The following is a 24075-nucleotide window of genomic DNA, read 5'->3' on the forward strand; positions in this document are numbered from 1 at the left end:
TTCCCGCGCCGCTCAACTGGTAAACCACGCCCGGGGGAAGATTCCTCTCAATTGTCCTTATCCATTAAATTCCAATTCCTGTTTCTTTTTTTGTTATACAAGTTTATAAACGTATGTTAAAGGTAAAAAGCGTGAAATGTCCCTTCCCTGTTCTACTGCTTTTTCTGATGCCGGCCTGCTCCACCACGGAGAAGAGCGCTCAGAAAACGGCTCCGGCCGTGCAGGCGGCAGAGGCGCGTGTAAAAAACGCGCCCTACAGGGTGCGGGGGAAAAGATATACTCCCATGAGCGTGGCGGACGCCCTGCAATATACCGAAACCGGCTATGCCTCCTGGTACGGCGGAAAAGGACGCAGCATGAAGACATCCTCCGGAGAGTACATCAATCCCCAGCGTTCCATGACGGCGGCCCACAAAACCCTGCCGATGCCGTGCAAAGTGAAAGTCACCTGCCTGGCAACCGGAAAATCCACCATCGTCAGGATCAACAACCGCGGACCTTTCCACAGCAACCGCCTGATCGACCTCACCACGTCCGCAGCAAAACGCATCGGCCTGCACAGCCGCGGAGTATCCAAAGTCCGTCTGGAAGTCATTTCCGTGGGTGACGACCCGTATGAGGTTTTCGCCCGTTAATCCCATTTCATCATCCTCCGCATCACTTTCCCCATCCATGATTCCGCCACGCATTCTCCTTGTCGGTCTGGCCTGTCTGTGCCCATTCTCCCTGGCCCAGAAGCTTAAATCAGATCCCCACAAGACGCTGATCATTATTTCCACCGGCGATATTCACGGCAATCTGGACAAATTTCCCAAACTGGCGACTCTGGTCAAAAACTACCGCGCCAAATATCCGCACGTGCTGCTGGTTGATTCCGGGGATTATTTTACAGGCAATCCCTATGTGGACGACTGGGAAAAACAGGGAGAACCCCTTACCATCCTGATGAACAAACTGGGGTATGACATGGCGACCATCGGGAACCATGATCTGGATTACGGACAGAAAGCCTTGCGGGAGCACATAAAGGGAATGCCCGGCACCAAATTCGTCGTTACCAACGTCAATCCCTCTCCCACCCTGGAAAAGTGTTTTTCTCCTTACGCCAGCATCCCCATCAAGGGCACGCCGATTTCCGTAGGAGTCATCGGGCTGGTGGACCTGCAGACTACGGACGTCCGGAAGATGGGAGGCATTTCATGGAAACTGCCGGATGAAGATGATTACAAGGGAATCATGGACAGGTTCCGCCTCCACCACAACACCATCAATATCATCCTCAGCCACCTGGGGTACGACCACGATCTGAAAATGATGAAATATTCGCCGAATATCGACGTCATTCTGGGCGGCCATACCCATGTGACGCTTCCCGACGGCCATCTCAGAACCGGCACGCTGCTCAGCCACACAGGTCACAGACTGAGCCATGTAGGCGTCACGGAGATCATCTTTTCCACGGAAAAACCTGCCTCCATCCTTTCCAAATCAACGAAGGCCGTTTCCCTGAATGAAAAGATTCCCGACGACCCGGAAGTAAAGAAGATTGTCCGGCAGTTCACTGGAAATACGTTCTTCAATCAGGAAGTGGGCGTTGCCGGGGAAGACATCGCTCACGTCACCCTGGGCACCTTTTTCTGCAAGGCCATTCAGCAGGCCGCGAATGCGGACATTGCCATTTACAACCGCGGCGGCGTACGGGCCAAAAGCCACCTCCCCAAGGGTCCCATCACGATCAGGGATATTTATGAAATGGAACCTTTCCGGGATAAAATCGTCACCTGCTCCATGAGCAAGGCGGACATTGAACAACTGATCCTGACCAAATTCATGTCCCCGTCGGATGACGAAGGAGGTATTCTGGAAGTTTATTGCTGCGGTTTTTCCTACCAGATTATGGATGGCGTTACGCCAAGCATCACCAGCACCTTGAAAAATAACGTCACCTATACCGTTGCCATGGGGGATTACGTATGCAACAACTTCAAATTCCCTCAACGGGGAAATGGAAAACCGACGGGAGTAAGCGTCCGCGAAGCCTTGATTTCCTATCTGAAACAAATCAAGGAGCTTTTCAATCCTCCTCCGCCCAAACTGCCCATCATCAAAGACACGACGTTTGCCCTGTAACCCGTACGGGCGCCACATGCCTCAGGACGGCAGGATGGATTGAACAGGCCCCGCCGGCATGTTACATTCCCGGAAGTCATGCAGCCGGCCCCCCATTCCACAGCTCCGGAAGAAGAGAGGAACTTCAGCGGATTCCGCATCCTCCCCTCCGGAACTCCGGTGACAGACACCCCTCCCTTTGACCGCCTGTTTGAAGAAGGAACCGGAAACGGCCTCTACGCCCTGGCAGTCTCCAACTGGGAAACCGCACCGGACCCGGGCACCTTTTTTATCAAGAACATGGCGCGCCAGGCGCTCACCCGCATGGCGCACGCCGCCGCGGAAAGACCGGATGAGGTGGACACCGTTCTGGACCACCTGCCGACTACGACAGCGGAAAGGGCGCTTCTGGCGGAACAGTTCCCTCCCGTACCGGGCGCGGAATACGTCACCCCCGGCGTCATCGAGGAGTGGATCCAGGACCTCCGCAAACTGATTAAAAAAGAAATCACCGTCCGCGGCATCACGCCCGCAGCGTGGCTGAACGGCCTGGGCGCCCCCTGGAACCAGATCGGCAAGGTATTCTTCCATCTTGCGGAAAACCGGGACGACGCCACAGGCTCACGCCCCTTTGCCTTCATGGCCACCTTTGCGCATCAAAGCGCGGCGGACAACCAGGTGCGCCACCTTCCCCTCTCCACTGCCCTGAAACTCCATGAAGGGAACTACACTGCCCTTCTGGCCGTGCTCCAGCCGTTGAAAGAGGCAGCCCGGGAAAGCCCCCTGCTCCAGCGGTTGCTGGACAACGGAAAGATTTACGCACCGCTGGCCTGGAGCGCCACGGAAGCACGGGATTTTTTGCAGGATACGCCGTCCTACGAACGCGCGGGCATCATGGTCCGCATGGTGAACCTGTGGAAAAAGTCTCCTCCCAAATTACAGGTGAAAGTCACGGCGGACGCGTCCGGCGGTGAAAAAACGGCCCACTCCTCAGGCCTTTACGTCCACAGCCTTTTGAGGTTTTCCGTATCCGCCACGCTGGGAGGCAGGGACCTGGCTCCGGAGGAACTGGAGGAACTGCTCCATAACGGAGACGGTCTGATCCGCTTTAAAGGAGAATGGGTGCGCGTGGATGCCCAGAAGGTTCGGGACCTGATGGAGCGGTGGAACAAGGCGGCGCGCATGATGAGTTCCCTGGGCATCCCCCTGGTCCAGGGATTAAGGCTGCTGGTCAACGGCCCTTCCGGCCAGCTGGCGCAGCTTCCGGAACCGGACGAGGACTGCGTGATGAAACCGGGCCGCAATCTCCAGGAGGCCCTGGATATTCTGGCCGGAGAAGCCCCGGCATCCGTCCCGGAACTGCCGCCGCATTTGAACGCATGGATGCGGCCTTACCAGAAAAAGGGATTTTCCTTCCTGTACCGGGTCACGGAACACGGGTTCGGAGCCTGTCTGGCGGATGACATGGGATTGGGAAAAACCCTTCAAGCCATTGCATGGCTGGATGCACTGCGCAGGGAAGGCCGTCTGAACGGCCTTCCAGCCCTGATCGTAGTCCCGGCTTCCCTCCTGTCCAACTGGAAGGAGGAAGCGGAACGCTTCGCTCCGGAACTCGTCCTGCACATCATGCATCCCTCCGTTCCGGACTCATGGCAGCCGGAAGAAACTCCGCTCCGGAAAAACTGCCACGCCGTCATTACCACTTACGGCATGGCCGCGCGCACGCCTGCGCTGGCCGGATTGTATTTCCCGGCTATCATTCTGGATGAAGCCCAGGCCATTAAAAACGCCGGTTCCGCGCGTTCCCGCGCCATCCGCTCCCTGCACGGGGAACGGCGCGCCGCCCTGTCCGGCACCCCGGTGGAAAACAACCTGAATGAATTATGGAGCCTGATGGAATTCCTGAATCCGGGATTGCTGGGAAGCAGAAAAAGCTTTGAGGCCTTTACGCGCTCCCTGGAACGCGGCTACGCCCCGCTGCGCCGCCTGGTGCGCCCCTTCATCCTGCGCAGAATGAAGACGGACCCGGCCCTGGTTCCCGACCTGCCGGACAAGACGGAAATCCCCGCCTACTGCCCCCTCACTCCGGAACAGGCCGCTCTGTACCAGACGCAGATAGATACGCTGCACGCCATGCTGGACGAACCGGATCCGGCCACCCGCCTCATGCTGATTCTGCCCGTGCTGGCGCGCCTCAAGCAAATCTGCAACCATCCCGCCCAGTTCCAGGGCACGGACGACTACGCTCCGGAACGCTCCGGGAAGTTCCTGCGCCTTCAGGAATTATGCGCCTCCATCGCCGCCCGGCAGGAAAAAGCCATCCTCTTCACCCAGTTCCGCACCATCATTCCCCATCTGCATGACCTGCTCTCCAAGGTTTTCGGCCGTTCCGGGCTTGCCTTGCACGGGGGCACGCCCATTCCGGAACGGCAGGGAATCGTCTCCGCCTTCCAGACGGAATCCGGCCCACCCTTCTGCATCCTGTCCCTGAAAGCCGCCGGCACCGGACTGACGCTGACCCAGGCTTCCCATGTCATCCACGTGGACCGCTGGTGGAACCCCGCCGTGGAAAACCAGGCTACGGACCGGGCCTACCGCATCGGCCAGCACCGGAACGTGCTGGTGCACCGCCTGATCTGCCGCGGCACCATTGAGGACCGCATTGACGCCATGCTGGCGGAAAAACGCCGCATGGCGGACGACCTGTTCTCCGGCGGCCCCGAACAATGGCTCATGAACATGAGTGCGGAAGAACTTAAGGACTTGCTTTGCAAAAGCTGATTTCACTTCGTGCTTTGAAGATGCAGTTGATAGAAATCAATTCAGCGAGAGCAAGGAAAGAGAAAACAGGAAAACGAACTAACATGCATTTCTTCCCCACTGCTTCCGGGCAACCTGGAAAACCCGGGTTTGGTATTTGACTACGTATTAACAATAATATATGGAAATAAAGATGAAAATCTTACTGAAAATAACCATTTGGACCTTAGGATGCTGTGCCATGCTGGCCATTCCTCCGTCATTTGGGGCAGACAAAGTGCAAAAACAGGCCGACGAGGCCTCCCAGTCTCCTGTTGGTTCCTATGAAAACCCTGTTGTACTTGATCTTAAAGAAATCAAAAATGTCAGCATGCTAAAATTGGCACGTGATGAATACCTCAGAAAACATGATGATGGATACCAAATTCTAGGTGAAGGGTTCACCATGATCGGGGACCGTTATATCCTTATTGTCAGTCTGACGAAGAATGAAGATGAAAATAAGGTAAACAATCTTAAACTTGTCTATTTCGATATGACGGATGCTTATAAGAAATTAAGCCAATCGAAAGACGAACAGACACGCGAGAAAATAAAGGAATTAAAAAAAGATCACCAGCCCATGAGCGACAAGGAAGTCATGGAAACACTGGAAAAAGGAATAATAGTAAGAACTAAAAAAATCGTCAAATAAGGTAAATACCAGTTGTTTCCGATTTTAATTTTTAATCCCTCGCTATTTTCATAACGAGGGATTTTTTATCGGAATGCCACTGTGGACTGTGGTGTAAAACGAGAAAAATAAAACCTGTATTTCCTAATCAACCCTTGTCTTTTGAGCAACATAGCTCACAGACACCATTTCCATGGTCCCCGGGAGCGGAATAATGTGCAACTGACTTTACCGTGTTTTCCCATATCTTCCTTTTCAGGAAATCACGCCAAGCGGGGCGGTGGTTTTCCAGTCTCCGCGGGTGAAGTCCGTAAATTCCACGGGCATGCCGCCCTGGGCGATGGAATGGGCCGTCAGCGGCAGCAGAGAAGACCAGGTGGCGCCTTCATACACGTTCTGGTCCATCGGTTCTCCGTTCCGGAGGCATTCAACGATGCGGGAAAGCATCACGAAATCCATGCCGCCGTGGCCGCCCATCTTCACGGCCAATTCCCCGATGCGCTTCCAAAGCGGGTGGTCGTACTTTTCATAAATGGCGGCCAGCTTCTCCCTGCCTTCTATCCATTCGTGATAATTGCCGTTGCCCAGCTTTTCTCCGGCCACGCGGGTCGGGAAGCCGGCCAGGGTGCCTTCCGTACCCTGAATGAGGTTGGCGCGGGAATAGGGCCGCGGAGACGTTTCATCCAGCTGGACAAGGATGGTGCGCCCCAGCTGCGTCTTGACGATGGCCGTGTTCATGTCCCCGCAGATGAAGGGGGTGCGGTTCCAGCGGTGGTCGGCGGGAAGGTGCTTTTTGGCATAGGCGTTGCGCCCCAGGGCAGGAGAAGCGAATGCCGCTACCCGGCTAAAATGGTCCTCCCTGCGCGCCAGATTCATGTACTGCGCCACCGGCCCCAGGCCATGGGTGGGGTACAGGTTTCCGTTGATCCGGGTATGGTATTCCGGGCGCCAGGCCCCTTCCCCCTGCGTATCCCCCAGCTGCGTCACCAGGCAGTGGATGTAGGCGGCCTCCCCGTGAAGCAGCTCTCCAATGACACCCTGACGGACCATGTTCAGGAACATGAGTTCCTCCCGGCCATAGTTGACGTTTTCCATCATCATGCAGTGCTTGCGGGTAGCCTCGCTGGTGTCCACCAGACTCCAGAGTTCTTCCATGGAAACGGCCAGAGGAACTTCCACAAAGGCGTGCGCGCCGTGCTTCATGCTGTCGCAGGCGATCCGGGCGTGCGAGCTCCAATCCGTGCTGATGATGACGGCGTCCGGTTTCAACTCTTTCAGCATGGTCAGATATTCCGTCTCGCCGCCGGAATAGCCCAGCGGGCTTTTCCCCATCTTGGACAGAACGCGGTTCACTCCGCGCTTCACCAGGTCCTCCTTCAAATCGCATACGCCCACGATCTCCACGCCGTCCATCACGCACATTTGAGCCAGATGAGAGAATCCGCGGCCGCCCACGCCGATGAAGGCCAGCCTGATCCGGTCCAGCTTGGGAGCCTTGAAGCCCCCCATGTAGATAGAGCCGGACGGCCGCGGGGACGCCTGGGAGCCGGATTGCCAGAGGCTGTTTCCGGAAGGAATCTCCAGGGCCTGGCCGGGGAGAACGTTTCCGGCGGCAGCCGCTCCGGCCGCAAGCCCCAGGGATTTGAGAAATTGTCTGCGTGATGAAAAAATAGACATGGCTTGAAAGTATAACTTCAGAGAACATTACGATCCACGGGCCGCAGATTTATCATCCTTCCCGCTCCAGAAGAAAAAAGCTCCGGATGGCTGATTTTAAGGTTTGCAAAATCCGGCGGAACTTCCACTATAAGATTAACTTCTGCCTCTACCCTGCTTCAACTTATGCGTTATTTTCTTCTTATCCTGTTGCTCGCCGGCGGCTATTACGGCTGGGATTATTATCAGACCAACCTCGCACCCCGGCATGAAGCCATCACAGCCATGGAGCAGGAACCCTATCCGGAGCTGGATGCGGCCCAGGCCCGTTTTGATGAAATAGCGGATCTTCATGAACAGCAGGCCGCACGGCTTCAGGCAGCCATCCAGCGCAAGGAGGAGGCCGTCCGCAAATACTGGGACGCCCAGATGGAAAAGGCCGACCAGGCCGCCGCCAAGGGGAAAAAACTTCCGGAGGCAAAGAAGAAACCCAGTGCCGGTGCCGTGGAAACCCGGATAGCCCGTCTTCTGGAACAATATGACCGCCGCGCTGCGGATGTGGAAGAGCTTAAAAGCAAACTGGACACCACCAGGCAGCAGCTCGCCAGCGCCCAGAACCGGCTCCAGGAGCAGATACGCCAGGTGGAAACCCGGCTGGACATCAACCGCATCCAGAGAGCGGAAGCTTCCAACACGAAGAGCAAGGATTTTAAAGTGACGGAAAACCGCGCGGACCTGCTCAAGCTCCAGGCCAGCCTTCCCCAGGAATTGGACCGTATCACCCGCAAGGGAGAAGCCATGCTGCGTGAACAAACGGCCGCCTATGAAAAGGCCAGAAGGGAGCTGACGCTGTTCCAGAACAAGGTGGACAGGCAAATCGCCAGCCTCCGGGATGCCATGGACTCCCCTCTCGCGGAAGAGTATGATGAGACGGAAATCCTTTCGGAAGACCCCCAGTTCCGCGCCCTGATCGCCCCTTATGACCAGGCTGTCAGCCATGAGGAAGCGCTGGCCATGCGGACGGAGGCGGACGTGGAGGAACAAGCCAAGGTCCTGCACGGGCTTCAACGCATCAAGGAGGGGAAAATAGAAGGGGAGCGCAGCCTGCTAAGGCAGGAAGAGGAGATTTTTTTCACCGCGGCGGCCGTCGTCGGCGTGATCCTGCTGATCTCCATTTTGCTTTCTTTCACCAAAAGGAGATGATCTCTTTGATGGTTGACAGCATACTGCAAACCTAGTTTACTGTGTGGGCCGCCGGGAACCCGTGGAGGCACGACTGGCAAACCCCGCCAGGACCGAGAGGTAGCAACGGTAGCTTGTTCGTGTTTGCCGCGTCCGTTCCCGGCGGTATTTTATTGATCCCCTCTCCATACCGGGATTGAACGGGAGCCTTCCCATGGTAGAATACCGCCCATGAACGTATCCGCCGCCCTTGACTGGCTTTTTTCCACTCAATTTTTCGGGATCAAGCTGGGGCTTGACCATACCAGGAAGCTGCTGGCGGCGGCCGATGCGGACCGGACGGACGCCACGGTGGTCCATGTGGCCGGCACCAACGGCAAAGGCTCCACCTGCGCCATGATTGAAGCCCTGGCCAGGGCGCAGGGATACGTGACCGGCCTGTTCACCTCCCCCCACCTGGTGGAGTTTTCTGAACGCATCCGCGTGAACGGACGGATGATTCCTCCGGACGCTCTTGCGGAAGAAATTTCCTGCCTCAAGCAACTGACGGAAAGCTGGGAACAGTCCCCCACCTTCTTTGAACTCGCGCTTGCCATCGCCCTGCGCCACTTCCGCAAAAGCGGCGTGAACTTCATCATTCTGGAAACGGGCCTGGGCGGCAGGCTGGACGCCACCAACGCCGTGCCCAAGGACATCGCCGTGCTGACCCCCATCGGCCTGGACCACCAGCAGTACCTGGGAGACACGCTGGCGCAAATCGCCGCGGAAAAGGCGGCCATCATCGCCCCCGGAAAGCCGACTGTAACCGCCGTCCAGCACCCGGAAGCCATGGCCGTTATTGAACAGACGGCGCGGGACCGCCATTCCCCCCTCACTGTCGCGCGGATGAACGGAGAAACGCCGCGGCCCTCCCTGCCCGGAACTCATCAGCGGGAAAACGCCGCCCTGGCGCTGGAGGTCATGAGGCAGCTCCACGCCCTCCCCTCCCCTTCCGGCGCCGCCGCGGCCCTGTCAAAGGTACAGTGGCCCGGACGGTTCGAACGCCTCGCTGCGCCCCCGCTGGTCCTGGACGGCGCCCATAACGAACACGCGTCGCGCGTGCTGGCGGCCACGTGGAAGGAAGAATTCCCCGGACAGAAAGCGGCGCTGGTTTTTGCCGCCTCCGCAGACAAGCACATCCGGGACATGATCCCCGTTTTACGGGAAATCACCGGAGAATGGCACCTGGTGTCCTGTTCCTCTCCCCGCATCATGCCGGCGGAAGAACTGGCAGCCCTGCTGACTGAACTGGAAACCGGGCCTGTCTTTATCCATCCCACCCTTCCGGAAGGGCTGCACGCAGCCCTGTCCTCCCCCCTACCCGCCCTGGCGGCAGGCTCCCTGTTCCTGCTGGGGGATTTGAAAGCGCTGCTCTCCCACGCGGAAAAACGCAGCACCGTCCAGTAAATCTTTTCCTTTTTCCCTTTCCATCCCGTGACCCCTGACGACGACATAACCCTCTCTTCCCTCCGGCCCGGAGACCTGCGCCCCGAACTGCTGGCCCCCGCCGGGGACATGGACTGCGCCCGCGCCGCCGTAGCCAATGGCGCGGACGCCATCTACTTCGGCCTGGACCGTTTCAACGCCCGTCTGCGCGCGAACAATTTCACGCTGGATTCCCTGCCGGAATTGATGCGCTTTCTTCACGCGCACGGCGTGAGGGGATACGTGACGATGAACACGCTCATCTTCACTTCCGAGCTGCCGGACGCCCTTGCGTACCTGGGCCATTTGAACGCCGCCGGCGTGGACGGCGTGATCGTGCAGGACATCGGGCTTGCCCGCTGCCTGACGGAATGGGAGCGTCAGGATCCTGCCATGCAGCTGGAACTGCACGCCTCCACCCAAATGACGCTTACTTCCCCGGACGGCCTGGAATTCGTCTCCGGCTTTCTGGACCTGAAACAGGCCGTGCTGGCGCGTGAGCTGAGCCTGAAGGAGATTGAACAATGCGTACGGCATACGGACGTTCCCCTGGAAGTCTTCGTGCACGGAGCGCTCTGCGTGGCTTACTCCGGCCAGTGCCTCACGTCGGAGAGCCTGGGCCAGCGCAGCGCCAACAGGGGGGAATGCGCGCAGGCCTGCCGTTTGCCCTACGCCCTGATCGTAGACGGCAAACACGTTCCGCTGGGGGAAAGGCGCTATCTGCTCAGCCCGCAGGACCTGTGCGCCATTGACCGCATTCCGGACCTGGTCCGCATGGGCGTAAAGAGCTACAAGATAGAGGGACGCCTGAAAAGCCCGGAATACGTGGCGGCGGTGACGGCGGCGTACAGGAAGGCCCTGGACGCCGCCTGCGCCGGAATGCCCGTAGACAGGATGGTTACGGCACGCGACCGCTATGCACTGCAAATGGTATTTTCACGCGGCTTTTCCACCGGCTGGCTGGACGGCACGGACCACCCGCGCCTGACTCACGGCCGCCACGGCAAGAAGCGCGGCGCCTATGCAGGCGTCATCACAGGCTGCGGCCAAGGCTGGCTGGACATCAGGCCGGAGGGGAACGTTCCGCTCGCGCCCGGCGACGGCTTCGTGATTGACGCCGGGGAGGACCGCAACGAAGAACAGGGAGGCCGCATCTGGAAAGTGCAGAGGAACCGCCTCTTCTTCCACGGGAAAGCCTCCAGCATTGACTGGAACAGAGTCCGGCCGGGGCAAAAGCTCTGGAAAACGGATGATCCGGCCCTGAATGCGGAACTGAAAAAGATGCGGGAACACCTGCCGGAAACCGCCATCCCCCTTCACTGGACATGCACCGGCTCCGTCGGGGAGCCTCTTACGGTCTCGTGCCCGGAATACGGTTGTTCCGTGCAATCCGCCCTCCCCCTCCAAACGGCGGAAAAACGGCCCCTGACTCCTGAAACGCTGGAACAACAGCTCGGCAGGCTGGGAGGAACGGGGTTCCGCCTGGCCTCCTGTGAATGCCGCCTGCCGGAAGGCGTAATGCTCCCGCTGAGCATCCTCAACCAGATGCGCCGCGCCCTGGTGGAACAGATTCAGACGGCCCGGAGGGAGAGGGAAGCCTCCGGCTCCCGCCGCCTTCCGGAACCGTTCACCCTTCCCGCGCTCCCGGCGGCCGCAGAAGCTCCGAACACGGCTCCTCTCCTGTCCGTGCTGTGCCGCAGGCCGGAACAGATACCTGCCGCCCTGGATGCCGGGGCGGACGCCGTCTATCTGGATTTTGAAGACATCCGGGACTATGCGGCGGGGGTGGAAACCGTGCGGAAACATGGAAAAAGCGCGCCCGTCTTTCTGGCAACGCCGCGCATCCAGAAGCCGTCGGAAACCGGTTACTTCAAACTCATGGAACGGGCGGAACCGGACGGCGTCCTCATCCGCAACCTGGGCGCGGCCCAGTATTTCCGCCATGCCTCCCTGCGGCGCCTCGGGGATTTTTCCCTGAACGTCGCCAACCCTTACAGCGCAGCCATTTTAAAGGAACAGGGAAATCTGGAATACCTTACCATCTCCTATGACCTGAATGCCGGGCAAGTGGCGGACCTTCTCCGGAACGCCCCTCCGGAATGGTTTGAACTGACCCTGCACCAGCACATGCCCATGTTCCATATGGAGCACTGCGTATTCTGCACTTTCCTGTCAGAAGGCACCAACTATAAAAACTGCGGACGCCCCTGTGAACAATACCAGGTGCAGCTGCGGGACCGCGTGGGCCAGCTCCATCCCCTGCTGGCGGACGCAGGCTGCCGGAACACCCTGTTCAACGGACGCGCCCAGACGGGAGCCGGCTTTTTCCGGGACTTCCGCCGCCTGGGCCTTTTCCGCTTCCGCCTGGAACTGCTGGATGACTCTCCGGATAAAGTGAGCCTTCTGGTGTCCCGCTACCGGGGCCTCATGGACGGCTCCTGCACCGCGGGCCGCCTCATCCGGGAACTGGATGTCGCAGAACAGCTGGGCACCACGGAAGGCACGCTGCGGCCCCGATAGCGAAGGCTGGCCCCCCGGAAAGCGGAAGAATGGACAACATGCACCGCCCGCGCCTTGAAGCAGTGTAAAAACCGTCTTATGATGGCATTAATGGGAATGGAAAACTCCTTTCCCGGAACTTTTGCAGTATGAATACTCCCTTGAAAGACCGCCTGCTCCGTCACATGGAAGACGGGCATTATGAACCCCAGAGCAAGTCCGAACTGGCGCGGGCCCTGAACGTGGATTCCCGGCAGAAGCTGGATTTCCGCGCCCTGGTGGACCAATTGGAGGAGGAAGGCAGGCTCGTGCGCCTGCAAAAGGGAAGATATGCCCTGAAGAGGGAACGCCAACACTTGGTGCACGGCATGATACGCATCCTGCGTTCCGGCAAGATTCTTTTTCTCCCTAAAAAGGGGGACCCCGCCGCAGCGGCCCTGGGATGGGACCTGGACGCCATCCCGGAACTGGAGCTCAAGCCCAATCACCTGGGAACCGCCCTGGACGGAGACCGGGTGGCTGTGCGCGTGGAGCGCAAGGCGCAGGCCAGGGGACGGAGGAACGTCCGCAGGCATCGCTTCTCTTCTCCGGATACAGGCATGAAAGCGCGGGTGGAGGAAGTGACGGAACGCGCCCGGTCCCGATGGCTGGGCGTTTTCCGCGCCGGGAAGGGCAAGCTGGGCCGCGTAATGGGGGACGGCGTTGGCTCCCCGGAATATATTGAACTGGTGGAAAAGCCTGCCATGGAGGTACTTCCGGGGCAGCTGGTTTCCGTGGAACCCGTGTCCCGCGGAGAAGAAAAGAAGAGCCCCCGCGGAAAAATCGTGGAAGTGCTCGGCTACCCGGACGATCCTCATGTGGACATGGAGTCCGTCATTCGGAAGTATGACCTGCCTGTGGAATTCCCCGCCTCCGTGCTCCGGGAGCTGGAGAGCCTTCCCCAGGATCCTTCCTCCGGGGAGCTCGCCCGCCGGGAGGACTGGACGGACCGCACCGTCATCACCATTGACCCGGCAAGCGCCAAGGATTTTGACGACGCCATCTCCATTAAAGCCACTCCGGAGGGCTGGACGCTGGCCGTCCACATTGCGGACGTCTCCCACTTCGTGAAGTCCGGAGGCGCACTGGATGAGGAAGCCCTGCGCCGCGGCAACTCCACCTACCTGCCGGACCGCGTTCTTCCCATGCTGCCTCCCCGCCTCTCCGACGATTTGTGCAGCCTGCGGCCGGACGTCGTCCGTCTGACCAAGGTATGCGAAATGAAGTTTGATAAAAAGGGAAAGATGCTGCACGCCCGCTTTGCAGACGCGTTCATCCGCAGCAAGGCGCGCCTGACCTACCAGGAAGCCTTCACCATGATCAAGGGCCATGACAAGGGAAAGGTTCCCTCCATGGTCCGGGAAGCGTGGAAACTGGCCTCCATCCTGCGCCGCAACCGCTATGCCAAGGGAGCCCTGGATCTGGACTTCCCGGAAGTGCGCGCCGTCATGGACAAGGACGGCCGCGTGACGGACATCATCACGGAAGAGTATGATGAGAGCCACCAGCTGATTGAAGAATGCATGCTGGCCGCCAATGAGGCCGTAGCCCTGACGCTGAAAAACAAAAATCGCCCCACCATCTACCGCGTTCATGAAGAACCGGACTCCGCCAAGCTCTTTGAATTCGGCCAGCTGTGCAAGCTGTACGGCCACTCCGTCCACGACATCAGCCAGCGCCAGTACCTGAATGAGCTGATGAAGTCCATCAAGGGCTCCCCGGACGAGCAGTTGCTCAAGCTGGCGCTCCTGAAAAGCCTGATGCGGGCCAGGTACGACACGGAGCCCCTGGGCCATTACGGCCTGGCCACTTCCAATTACTGCCATTTCACCAGCCCCATCCGCCGCTATGCGGACCTGGTGGTGCACCGTTCCCTGAATCCCCTGCTGGCCAATCCCCCCAAGGGGGCCAAAGGCGCCGGCAGCGTGGGCAGGCTGGAGGAAGATGCGGAACATATTTCCGAGACGGAACGCACGTCCGCCAGTGCGGAAAAAGACGCCAACCGGATGAAGCTCTTTGAATGGCTGGAAGGCCAGTGTTACGCGGACCATCCGGAAGTGCACGAGGCCCTGGTGACGGAAACGCGCCATTTCGGCGTGCTGCTGGAAATCCCTCGCCTCCAGATCAAGGGACTGATCAAGCCGGACAAACTCCCCGGCGGCCGCTGGGTATACGAGGCGTTTGCCAACCGCTGGAAGAGCGATCACGGTTCCGTGCTGTGCGCAGGATTGCGCGTTCCCGTCATTCCCGTAAAAGTGGACAGGGAGCAGCAATGGGCGGATTTCGCCATCGCATCCCAGGAAAAATGGCAGCAGCCTAAAAGGCAGCAGCCCAAAAAGACGGCCGTGACCGGCAGAAAGGAAGGCAGGAAAGAAAAACATGCTCCCGGACGCCAGCGGCGGACCCGCTGACGGCACACGGACGAATGTAGAAAGGTGCCGGAGGGTCCGTCAACGGCGGTTTTCCTTGCAGCAGAATCAAATCCGGACTTTTCCACCAAAATTTTCTTGAAGCAAAATCCCCTTTTCATCTATAGAATGGCTGCTGTTTACTTGTGAATCCGACCCCACGCCTATGAAATCAGGACGTTGAACCCGTAAGCAGGCGCTATGTGAATGCTGAATGCCAAGGTCCGCTCCAGGGTCCGGAGCGGGCCTTTTTCCCGGAAGCCTGTCATGACGAAAGCGGAGAGGGGAAATAAGCGTGTCCAACCTGTATGACCGCCATTCAGCATATCCCCGAACGGACGCCTTTCAATTACGCCGACCTGATCGAATACCGCGAGGAACAAATCACCAGTCTGGCCCTGGTGCGCTCCAAGGGCGTCAATATGACCATTCTGGCGTTTGACGACGAGCAGCTTCTTCCCACCCACCAGACGCCCGGCCCCGCCCTGGTGCAGATCCTGGACGGAACGGCGTACTTCACCGTAGGCAATGAAGAGATTAACCTGACGCAAGGCAGGACGCTGCTGATCCCGGCTGGAGTTCCTCATTCCGTCATCGCCCAGGAACGGTTCAAGATGCTGGTCACCTCCATCCTGCCGCTGGACTGAACAGAGGACGCCGGGTTTCGGGCATTCCGGAGGAAAAATCCCGGTCCGTTCCTACAATTCCCTGACGGTGATGGATGAACTCTGTTCCAGATTCAGTTCCGGATGGCGTACGGTGATAACGTGCACGCCCGGTTCCAGCAGGACGGAAGCCTCTTCTCCATATTGCACGATGGACAGGGTGGAGGACGACCAGACCGCTCCCGCCGGCAGATTGGAGCGCAGTTTAAGGCGGCGCGCCTTTCCGGGCATTTCCGGATCCAGAACCAGGCGCGAGCCGTCAGCCGGAACCAGGATGCGCGGGGATTCCCCGGACCACGCCGCCGGAAGCAGGCAATAAGCGTCCGCCGCCGTACAGGAAGGGCCGGTAAACCATTCCGTATAACGGCTGTCCAGATATGCACGCCCCGCCGCATCATAATCCGCAGGGGTGGCCTCCTGCGGCATCGTTTCCAGGGAAGTCCATTCCTCCCGGAGATGGGCCCGGGGCAGAGGCAGCGCGCCCGCCCGTTTCCCCGTACGCGCGTCTATGAGGATGCGGACCATGCCGGGGACGGCCTGAGGAAAGGAAGGAGTGCGGTCCCGGTGGGCCAGCCTCATAACCTCTGCAAAAATGGGTGCGGCGCCCTCCATGCCTCCCACCTGCTTCATGGGGGAAGCGTCAAAATTGCCCACCCAGACGCCGACCGTGATTTCACGGGTGAAGCCCATGCACCAGTTGTCGCGGAAATCGGAAGAAGTGCCCGTCTTGCAGGCATACCGGAAAGGCAGGTTCATCAGTTCCTCATCGCCGAACGCCGCCATCCGGGCTTCCCGGTCCGCCAGAATATCCGCCACCATGAAGCAAGCCTCCGCAGGCAGCACGGGCCGTTCCGGGGCGGAAACGCCATGCTCCAGTTTCAGGGGGAGGAAGGCCCCCCCGCGCGCCAGACAGGCATAGGCGCCCGTCAAATCTCTCAAGGTTACCTCCGCATTGCCGATGGCCAGCCCCAGCCCGTAATGCGCGGCGTCTCCCCAGATCCCCCGGATGCCCAGGTTTTTCAGCAGTTTCAGCAGCCGCGACGTACCGCCGAAGGTATCCAGCGCCCTCATGGCGGGAATATTCTGGGAGCAGGCCAGCGCCTGCCGGATGGAAATGGGCCCCATGTAGGATTTGTTGTAATTCTGCGGGGCTTCCAGTCCGTGTGCGCTCCGGTACGTGGTGGGAACGTCCGGCAGGACGGTTCCGGGATAGGCACCCAGGACAAACGCCTGGGCGTACACGAAAGGCTTCAGGGCGGATCCGGGGGAGCGCAGCAGGGAAGTCCCGTCCAGCAGGCCGCCAACAGGATGGTTCCGGTTGGCGGATCCGACCAGGCAGAGGATATTTCCCGTAGCGTTTTCCACCACGACTACGGCGGCCTGCGTCACATGATGGCCTTTCAGGCGGTCCAGTTCCCGCTTTACGATTTCCTGCGCGCCGCGCTGCAGGGAGGCGTCCAGAGTCGTCCGCACTTCCCCCGTACGCCCGGCATGCGCCAGCGCGGCCGTCACATGTGGGGCCAGCGGCAGCCGTTCTTCTTCCGTTCCCGCGCTGAACAGGGGCTCCTGCAAAGCCCGGTTCACCATGTCGGCGGGAAACATGCCTTCCTCCCTCATCCGGCGCAGCACACGGTTCCGCCGTTCCAGCGCACGTTCCGGATGCCGGAGGGGATTCAGGTAGGACGGCCCCTGCGGCAGACCCGCCAGCAGGGCGCACTCCGCCAGAGACAGGCGGGCCATTTCCCGGCCAAAGTAAAAACGCGCCGCGGCGGCAGGCCCCCGGCGCAAATTGCCGTAATCCAGACGGTTGAAATAGGCTTCCAGAATTTCCTCCTTGCTCATGCTCATCTCCATGCGCCGCGCCTGGAAAAACTCCCTGGCCTTGGCAGGCAGGCTCCTGGGAACGGGAGGATTGGCATTCTTGGCAAGCTGCTGGGTGATGGTGGACGCACCGGATACCACCTCCCCGCCAGCGGCGTTCTCCGTCACGGCACGGGCCAACGCCAGGAAATCCGCTCCCCCGTGGCTGAAAAAGCGTTTATCTTCCGCCGCCAGGGTGGCTTTAAGCAGCATGTCCGGCACCTCCCGGAGCCGGACGGGCTCCGTATGGTAATAATCCGGCCCCGGCAACGTGGCGATTCTTCCGCCGTCCCTGTCCAGAACCAGGGCGCCCCGCTCTTCCGGATGGAGCAGTCCTTCCGGCAGGGGAACCAGCCAGGGCACGGCATACCATGCAAGCAGCCATGCGGCGGCCAGCCCTCCCACAGCCCAAAGAAGGTTTTTCCGTTTAAAAAGCCTTTTGAAAAACGCCTTGATCATGGATCTCCGCTGCATCGTGAAAACGCGGCCGTCAGTGCCCCGGAGAAACGGTCAGCTTCTGGGGAATGCTCAATCCGTAGGTTTCCGGCCTGTACATCAGTTCCGCCTTGGCGGACGGGGCGATGACGACGCCGGACTTGGTCACCCGCGCCAGGTAGCGCGCCGTAAAACGGCCTCCGTGCCAGGAATTGGCGAAGAAGCGCACCCGGTCCTTGAGGAATTCCCGGTGGGACACCCATCCGCTCCAGTAGAACCAGCGTTCGCCTTCATTCCCCGCCTCGCTCTCCCGCCCTCCCGGTATCTGGGAAAGGAGCGCCGGATTGACGGCTTCAAAAGCGGAAGGCAGGTAATCCTCCATCACCACATACGTCAGGGGATTTGCGGACTTGTCCACATGCAGTGTAATCCTCACCAGATCCCCCACCGCAAACTCCGCCGCGGGCGTCCACGTTCCTTCCGGGGAAAGCTTTTCATAGACGCGGGAAACGGCAAAGCCCTTGTTGACGGCGGCGCCGTCCTGCTGCGTTCTGCTGCGTCCGCGGGCTTCCGCCATGCCATATACCCTGGTTCCCGCCTCCGGAAGACTGAGCATGGCTTTTTCCCCAACCGCAGTCAGGAACTGAGCCGGAGAAGAGATGGAACACGTCCCGTCAAGTGGCTGGCCGCCGCGATCCACATGGAAAGAGGCGGAAAGGGGAACTTCCTGCAATCCTTTCAGGTATTCCCCCAGCAGGATGACGTCCCAGCCGGAAATCCAGGTGGAATAGGGAGCCCTTCCCCCAAAGGAGCCGGACATTCTGTCCACGATCAGGCTCCCCAGCTTTTCACGGACGGCATGCTCATTGGGAGCCAGCGCCATCTCCGCCAGAACCAGCAGAAGGCGGCAGCGGGACGACTTCATTTCCTCTCTGGGAACATTCATCAGGAGCCGGGCCTGGGCCTTGACCCCCGCACGGGGGGAAAGAGCCGCGGCCAGGGCCAGGTACAGGCGGTCTTCCCCCTTCAATTCACGGGCATGGTCCAGCAGGCGGTTGAGCAGGGAGGCGGGCATGCGTCCCGCGCGGGCCAGCACCCATGCCGCCAGAAGCCCCTCCCGGGGATGCCCGGACAGGCGGTGTTCCAGATAGGCGTACAGCTTGCCAAGGTCCCGCTCCGGAACATAAACTCCCTGTTCCCGCGCCAGGGTCAGCACCAGCGCGGCATACGGGCAGTATTCGCTCACCTCCGTGCCGCCCTGCCAGTAGGCCAGCGCGCCGGAGGAAAGCTGGTTCTTCAGGATCTTGTAAACGCCGCTCCGGAGGGCGCGGGAACGGTCCTCCGGCGATTTCCCCTTGAACCCGGGAAGATATTTGGCCAGGAGCGGTTCATAAATCCAGGGCAGCGTGGAAGAAGAAAGCTGTTCCAGGCAGCCGTACGGATAATGCAGCAGGTAGTTCACGCTGCCGTCCGCATACAACAGCGGAGACGTGCCAAGCGTTACACGGATGGGGGTCCCCTTCAGGAAGGGAGTCGTCACCAATCCCGACAGATCCAGCGTCTGGCCGGAGGAAAGAGAGAAACAGCGCAGCTCCCGCAGATCCGGGAAAGGAGGAACGACCTCAAACGTGTGTTCCACGGTATCCTTCAACAACGCGTAAACGCCGGAGGAATAAGGATTGCCGCTGTCATCTGCGGCACGTATGTCCCAGGTCAGACGGGCCTCTCCCGGCTGCGTAAATTTCACGTTGAACACCAGCGTCTCCGGCTGGTTCCCGTTCAAGGTCAGCGTCTGGACAGGCTGGGGCACGGAGGCCGCTGCGGAACCTGATTTCAGCGTAACCACCCACGGCCCTTTTCTATCCCCCGTCTGGCTGACCGTCACCGGAATATTCAGGGAATCACCCGCGGTTGCCGTGAAGGGCGGAGCGGGTTCCAGCATCACGGGCTTGTTCACCACGTAAGCGCTTTCCCCGGTGCCGAAATCGGAATCACCCGCCAGGGCGACCGCCATCACCCGGTAGCGGGTCAGCGTGTCCGGATTGCTGTACCGGGCCTGGAAACGTCCCTCCCCGTCCGTGCGGAGGGAAGCCAGCCAAACGGCGCAGGGAGTGAAATTCTTTCTTAAATCCAAAGCGTCCGGCGCTTTACGGGAACCGTTGGAGGAATCCCCGCCGCCGATGAAAACGCCCTTGTTGTCCGTAGAGCGTTCTCCCCAGTCTTCATCCAGAATCTGTTCCAGCGTGGTCCATGTGCCTACGGACAGGGGACGGTCCGCATAAAAATACCGGACGGGCATCGGCGTTCTGTAGCCGATGACCTGGAGGGTGCCTTCATCCTCCGCAAACAGGCATACCTCCGCATTCCGCACCGGCCTGCCCAGATAATCCGTCACCACGCCGCTGATCACGGAGGGGGAACCGGGCCGGACCATGCCGGAAGGGGGAGATATCTGGACATTCAGGGTATGGCGTACCGGCTGCACCTTCAGCGCGGCATATCCCAGTTTCAACTGGGGGTTGCGGGCTTTACGGCTGTTCAGGTCCGCCCCCTTCACCAGGAAAACGGAGACATAAACGTTCGGGGCGTCCGCATCTTCCAGCGGGACCTCCACCACCGGATTTTCCAGCGTCAGCTTTCTCGCGAAACTCCGCAGCACCTTTTCCCGCTCCACCGTCACCATCACTTCCCCTTCAATGGGCGTCTGGATCAGAAGACGAGCCGTCTCACCCGGCTTATACAATTGCTTGTCAGGAATGATTTTCACCTTCAGCCCGTCATGATATTCCCACGGGGAAACGTCGCTGCCGTAAACCCAGTATTTCACGGCCGTGCGGAATTCCCGGCCTTCCGCGTCCCGGCCGGAAAAAGTCACCTCGTAAATGCCGTCCCGCGCAGTAGGGATGGAAACGGCTTTCCCTCCCGTCCGGATATCAGAGGAATCCGCCGGGGTGAGCGTCACAGCCTTCTCCAGTACGGTGCTCCTTACCTCGTCATTGCGGACGGTCGTGGCCTCATCACCCTCGTAACGCGTAGGCTGGAAGGCGGTGCGCGTTACCGTCATGTTCAGGTCAAGGTCATTTCCCGCATAGGGCTTCCCGTCCAGCCCCAGGGCAATCAGGCGCAAATCCAGGGGCGTTCCCTGGCGGCAGATGGAAGAAATGTTCCTCACCCCCACAAACACGGAGGCCGGATTCCAGACGACGCTTCGGGAAGTCTTGACCAGCTGTTCATTCCCGTTCACCACGGAAGCCTGGAGAGACAACCGCCTGACCCTGGGGAAAGACTGCCCGTCCAGGGAAAACTCCACGGTATTCATGCCTTTCCCGTCCAGCACGGCGGCCTGCTGTTTCATGAAAGAAGAGGAGCCGCCGCTGGAATAACCGTAATAAGCCTCCCAGTAGCCTCCGTCGTCATCCCGGTAATCCCCAAAGCGGTAATCCCTGTATCCGGCGGGATAGAAATTGGACGAAACGCTGCGCAGGGCCCAGTTCACCTTACCGCGGGAAACCGGAGTGCCTGTAAAATTGGTGGCCTTCACGTCGGCTTTCAGAAGCGGGGCGCCGGGCTTCAGTTCATGAATCTTCTCCTCCACCTCAAACTCGTTCCGCTTGAACTCGGCCACTTCCACATCATACCGGAACTCCCGGTTGCTCTTCTGGAACTCCTTCCGGTAATACTTGCTGGAATCGTATTCGCCGTCAGAGGGTTCATCTTCCTGCTTCTTGACGGTATCCCCCTTCATCCGCAGGCTGGCAAGAATGCTGTAGGTTCCCGTCTCCTCTTCAGGGAACGTGAAATCCAGGTCAAAGGTTCCCGCATCGGACAAATTCACCTTCTTGACGGCAACTTCCCGGTTCCGGCTGTCCGTAATGGTCAGTTTTACCTCCTCCACGGGAGCGAAAAGAAGCCGGTTATCCAGCAGGGAGCGCACGATCCCCTTCAAATGCATGGTCTCCGACGGACGGTACAGGTTCCTGTCAGAAAACATGAACAGCCTGGTTTCCGCAGTAGTGGCGGGATTCAGCCCCAATGCCTCCCATCCATAGGGAAGCGTCTTGACGTCAAAGGACCACATTTCCACCTTCCCCGGCCAATCCGCCAGGGCACTCAGATAACTGTCCGCTCCGGACATAACGCGCAGGTAGGCGGCCTTTCCCTTCATTCCGGCCATGGGCAGGCTTACCGCTCCACGCTCCACGGGAACGGAAGCCAGAACGGCGCCCCCGGCATCCAGCAGCTGCACCTGCGCTTTCTCCACCGCTTTTCCGGAAGAAAGGGAATACACGTACACGAAAATATCGTCCGCCGTCTTTTTATGAAGGACACCCAAATCCGTCACCTGGACGACGGCCTGCACGCCATAGGAAGCCTCCTCCCTGTCAAAATTCTTTCTTGATCCGTTCTCCGACGGCGCGCCAAACAATTTGTACGCCTCCAGCACCGGATCACTGACATGGCCTTCCACTTCAATGAAATACATGCCCGGCTCCACGGTTCCTCCGAACAGGCTGTCCAGGGCAATGGCCGTTTCCGTTTTACCGCGGACGTCGAGAGTCAGCACTCCTTCCTTATCCGCCGCAAGAAGTTCCGCAGGCAGGAAATGCCGTTGGTCGTCATCCGTCACCGTCCGGGCAAGGTCCACGGCCTGGTCCCGCTCATAAATCTTCCTGTAGGCCGCCAGCGTCTGCTGCTGGTAGCCTTCCTTGATCCGGTAGCCGCGCACTGTTAAATCCTTTAAATTGCTGAGAGAGGCTTTCAATTTGCGGGATCCGGCGTACATGACGCCATTGTTGCCCGCATCCAGATACAGGGACGGATCCTCCGGCCGCACTTCCACAAAACCTTCTGCGTTCTTTCCGGTCAGTTTCTGGTCATCCACGGACCAGACGCCTTTCAATTTCCATCCCAGTTTAAACACGGCATCATCACTGCTCACCAGAAAAGGCAGCGTCTTATACCACTGGGGGCGGATAAGCTTCATGCCTGCCAGCCTTTCCCGGTCCAGCCGAATCATTATTTTCTTCTCCGTCTTTGCGTCTTCGTCTGCAATGACGGAAACGAAAGCCTCTTCCTGTTCGTCGTAAACCATCGGTTTAGGGTCATCTCCAATAAAAAATTCCACATGCCCCACCATCCGGTTCTTGCAGAACTGGTTTAAATCCGTAATCAGTACAGGGAGAGTCCACTCAAGAGTCAAACGGCCTTCCTGGCTGGAAAAAGCGTGATAATAACCGGAGGCGGAAAAACGGGGCACCCCTCCCAGGCTGGTCACATCCTCCCCGGTCTTCGCGTCGCCGGGCCGGGAGGACAGAAAGGAACCGTCCCGGCTTACAAGCTGGTAGTCCCTGCCATGCCGGAACATCTCTTTTGGACGGATCACATACACTCCGGGCACAGGCATATTATCCGGCTTGTTCTGAAAATTTCCCCCACTCGTGATATTTCTTACACGGTAGGATTCGGCATTCCTCACTTCCTTCAACGTAGCAACCTGCACCACTACGCCCAGGGAACGGCCGGGAATTCCGTCCTCTATCTGTTTCTTATCAGGCTCTTCAGTAAAATGGAGATTCTTTTCCAAAGCCTCCTCCCATGAACAATACCCGGGAAGCATCAGGAACCCCGTTCCGTTGCGGTACAAGCCAGCCTCCACGTCGCCCCTATTCGGAACGATATCGGGAATCACCACAAAAAAACTTTCCCATGGGTAAACTTCACTGCCCCGCCAGCCCCTGTCCACGGAAGACAAAAAGAAATTCCAGGTCTGGCGCCCCGTAAGGCGCAGCGGAACAGCGGGTACCGGGGAGCCATCCAGAAACCGGGCATTCTCCGCAGGTTTCCATACATAGGAGGCACGGAAAGGCACCTCCGCCAGCGGACGGCATTCCAGTACGTTGGGAGTTATCCATTGAGAAGAAACTTTCAAGGGAGGGGGAACGAACGCCAGCTTCGCATTTTCCAGGATTGCCGGACAGGCGCCCGGCACGGCGGATTTATCCAATACCAGTTGTAACGGTTTTTCCTCCGGGGAAAAAGACGTCAGCTCCGGATCCGCCGGTTTTCCCACCTCGGAGGGAGACACCACGGCCTTGTCAAATACCAGTTGAAACGGCTTCCCCTTTTCCAGATGGGAGGAGGAAGACGGATAACGCACCGCAGTGGCGGCAAACGATGAGCAAATGCCGCTAATTCCTAATAAGCAGCCAATAACAAAAGAACGGAGATTCATAGGGAAGGGATCATTCTATATTTCCATCTTCTCCTCTTTTTGAGCCTCCAGCACAAGCAGAAAATCCGCGGACAGCAAAAAACAAAGCGGAAA

At 59.0% G+C, this 24075-nt stretch carries 12 protein-coding genes and 1 other RNA gene; 10 read left to right on the plus strand and 3 right to left on the minus strand.

Annotated elements, in window-relative coordinates; genetic code table 11:
* Positions 1-167 precede the first annotated feature (167 nt).
* The 4 genes from LIO64_RS00340 (at position 168) to LIO64_RS00355 (ending at position 5563) form a co-directional block, all read left to right on the plus strand.
* Positions 168-635 (plus strand): septal ring lytic transglycosylase RlpA family protein, encoded by a 468-nt coding sequence (locus tag LIO64_RS00340; protein ID WP_290547463.1) that lies wholly within the window; start codon positions 168-170, stop codon positions 633-635.
* 37 nt (positions 636-672) lie between these two features.
* Positions 673-2130 (plus strand): bifunctional UDP-sugar hydrolase/5'-nucleotidase, encoded by a 1458-nt coding sequence (locus LIO64_RS00345; protein WP_290547464.1) that lies wholly within the window; start codon positions 673-675, stop codon positions 2128-2130.
* 78 nt (positions 2131-2208) lie between these two features.
* Positions 2209-4890 (plus strand): DEAD/DEAH box helicase, encoded by a 2682-nt coding sequence (locus tag LIO64_RS00350; RefSeq protein ID WP_290547465.1) that lies wholly within the window; start codon positions 2209-2211, stop codon positions 4888-4890.
* A gap of 172 nt (positions 4891-5062) precedes the next feature.
* Positions 5063-5563: a hypothetical protein gene (locus tag LIO64_RS00355; protein ID WP_290547466.1), complete on the plus strand. Its 501-nt coding sequence runs from the start codon at positions 5063-5065 to the stop codon at positions 5561-5563.
* A gap of 234 nt (positions 5564-5797) precedes the next feature.
* Here LIO64_RS00355 and LIO64_RS00360 read toward each other — a convergent pair whose 3' ends face one another.
* Complete coding sequence (locus LIO64_RS00360) at positions 5798-7219, minus strand: Gfo/Idh/MocA family oxidoreductase (protein WP_290547467.1); 1422 nt, start codon at positions 7217-7219, stop codon at positions 5798-5800.
* Positions 7220-7384: 165 nt separating this feature from the next.
* Between LIO64_RS00360 and LIO64_RS00365 the strand changes: the two genes are divergently transcribed.
* From LIO64_RS00365 to LIO64_RS00390, 6 genes are all read left to right on the plus strand, one after another.
* A complete protein-coding gene (locus LIO64_RS00365; RefSeq protein ID WP_290547468.1) occupies positions 7385-8401 on the plus strand; it encodes a hypothetical protein in 1017 nt (338 codons plus the stop codon).
* A gap of 51 nt (positions 8402-8452) precedes the next feature.
* An RNA gene (gene ffs / locus LIO64_RS00370) (signal recognition particle sRNA small type) lies at positions 8453-8546 on the plus strand.
* A gap of 65 nt (positions 8547-8611) precedes the next feature.
* The gene (locus tag LIO64_RS00375) at positions 8612-9826 is read left to right on the plus strand and encodes a folylpolyglutamate synthase/dihydrofolate synthase family protein (RefSeq protein WP_290547469.1); all 1215 of its coding nucleotides are present in this window, start codon (positions 8612-8614) and stop codon (positions 9824-9826) included.
* 27 nt (positions 9827-9853) lie between these two features.
* Positions 9854-12364, plus strand: a complete 2511-nt coding sequence (locus LIO64_RS00380) for a U32 family peptidase (protein WP_290547470.1) — start codon at positions 9854-9856, stop codon at positions 12362-12364.
* Positions 12365-12492: 128 nt separating this feature from the next.
* Positions 12493-14793: a VacB/RNase II family 3'-5' exoribonuclease gene (locus LIO64_RS00385; protein WP_290547471.1), complete on the plus strand. Its 2301-nt coding sequence runs from the start codon at positions 12493-12495 to the stop codon at positions 14791-14793.
* A gap of 305 nt (positions 14794-15098) precedes the next feature.
* Entirely contained in the window at positions 15099-15437 is a 339-nt protein-coding gene (locus LIO64_RS00390; RefSeq protein ID WP_290547472.1) for a cupin domain-containing protein, read from the plus strand.
* A gap of 51 nt (positions 15438-15488) precedes the next feature.
* Here the strand turns inward: LIO64_RS00390 and pbpC are convergent, their stop codons facing one another.
* Both pbpC and LIO64_RS00400 read right to left on the minus strand, forming a co-directional pair.
* Positions 15489-17774 (minus strand): penicillin-binding protein 1C, encoded by a 2286-nt coding sequence (gene pbpC, locus LIO64_RS00395; protein WP_290547473.1) that lies wholly within the window; start codon positions 17772-17774, stop codon positions 15489-15491.
* A gap of 31 nt (positions 17775-17805) precedes the next feature.
* Complete coding sequence (locus tag LIO64_RS00400) at positions 17806-23907, minus strand: MG2 domain-containing protein (protein ID WP_290547474.1); 6102 nt, start codon at positions 23905-23907, stop codon at positions 17806-17808.
* Positions 23908-24075 lie beyond the last annotated feature (168 nt).

This window comes from Akkermansia sp., from assembly GCF_020860705.1.
Classification (GTDB): Bacteria; Verrucomicrobiota; Verrucomicrobiia; order Verrucomicrobiales; family Akkermansiaceae; genus Akkermansia.

Bases quoted from the DNA above. Each gene is read 5' to 3' on its own strand.
- LIO64_RS00340 (WP_290547463.1), top strand. From the start codon at position 168: ATGCCGGCCTGCTCCACCACGGAGAAGAGCGCTCAGAAAACGGCTCCG.
- LIO64_RS00345 (WP_290547464.1), top strand. From the start codon at position 673: ATGATTCCGCCACGCATTCTCCTTGTCGGTCTGGCCTGTCTGTGCCCA.
- LIO64_RS00350 (WP_290547465.1), top strand. From the start codon at position 2,209: ATGCAGCCGGCCCCCCATTCCACAGCTCCGGAAGAAGAGAGGAACTTC.
- LIO64_RS00355 (WP_290547466.1), top strand. From the start codon at position 5,063: ATGAAAATCTTACTGAAAATAACCATTTGGACCTTAGGATGCTGTGCC.
- LIO64_RS00360 (WP_290547467.1), bottom strand. From the start codon at position 7,219: ATGTCTATTTTTTCATCACGCAGACAATTTCTCAAATCCCTGGGGCTT.
- LIO64_RS00365 (WP_290547468.1), top strand. From the start codon at position 7,385: ATGCGTTATTTTCTTCTTATCCTGTTGCTCGCCGGCGGCTATTACGGC.
- LIO64_RS00375 (WP_290547469.1), top strand. From the start codon at position 8,612: ATGAACGTATCCGCCGCCCTTGACTGGCTTTTTTCCACTCAATTTTTC.
- LIO64_RS00385 (WP_290547471.1), top strand. From the start codon at position 12,493: ATGAATACTCCCTTGAAAGACCGCCTGCTCCGTCACATGGAAGACGGG.
- LIO64_RS00390 (WP_290547472.1), top strand. From the start codon at position 15,099: ATGACCGCCATTCAGCATATCCCCGAACGGACGCCTTTCAATTACGCC.
- pbpC (WP_290547473.1), bottom strand. From the start codon at position 17,774: ATGATCAAGGCGTTTTTCAAAAGGCTTTTTAAACGGAAAAACCTTCTT.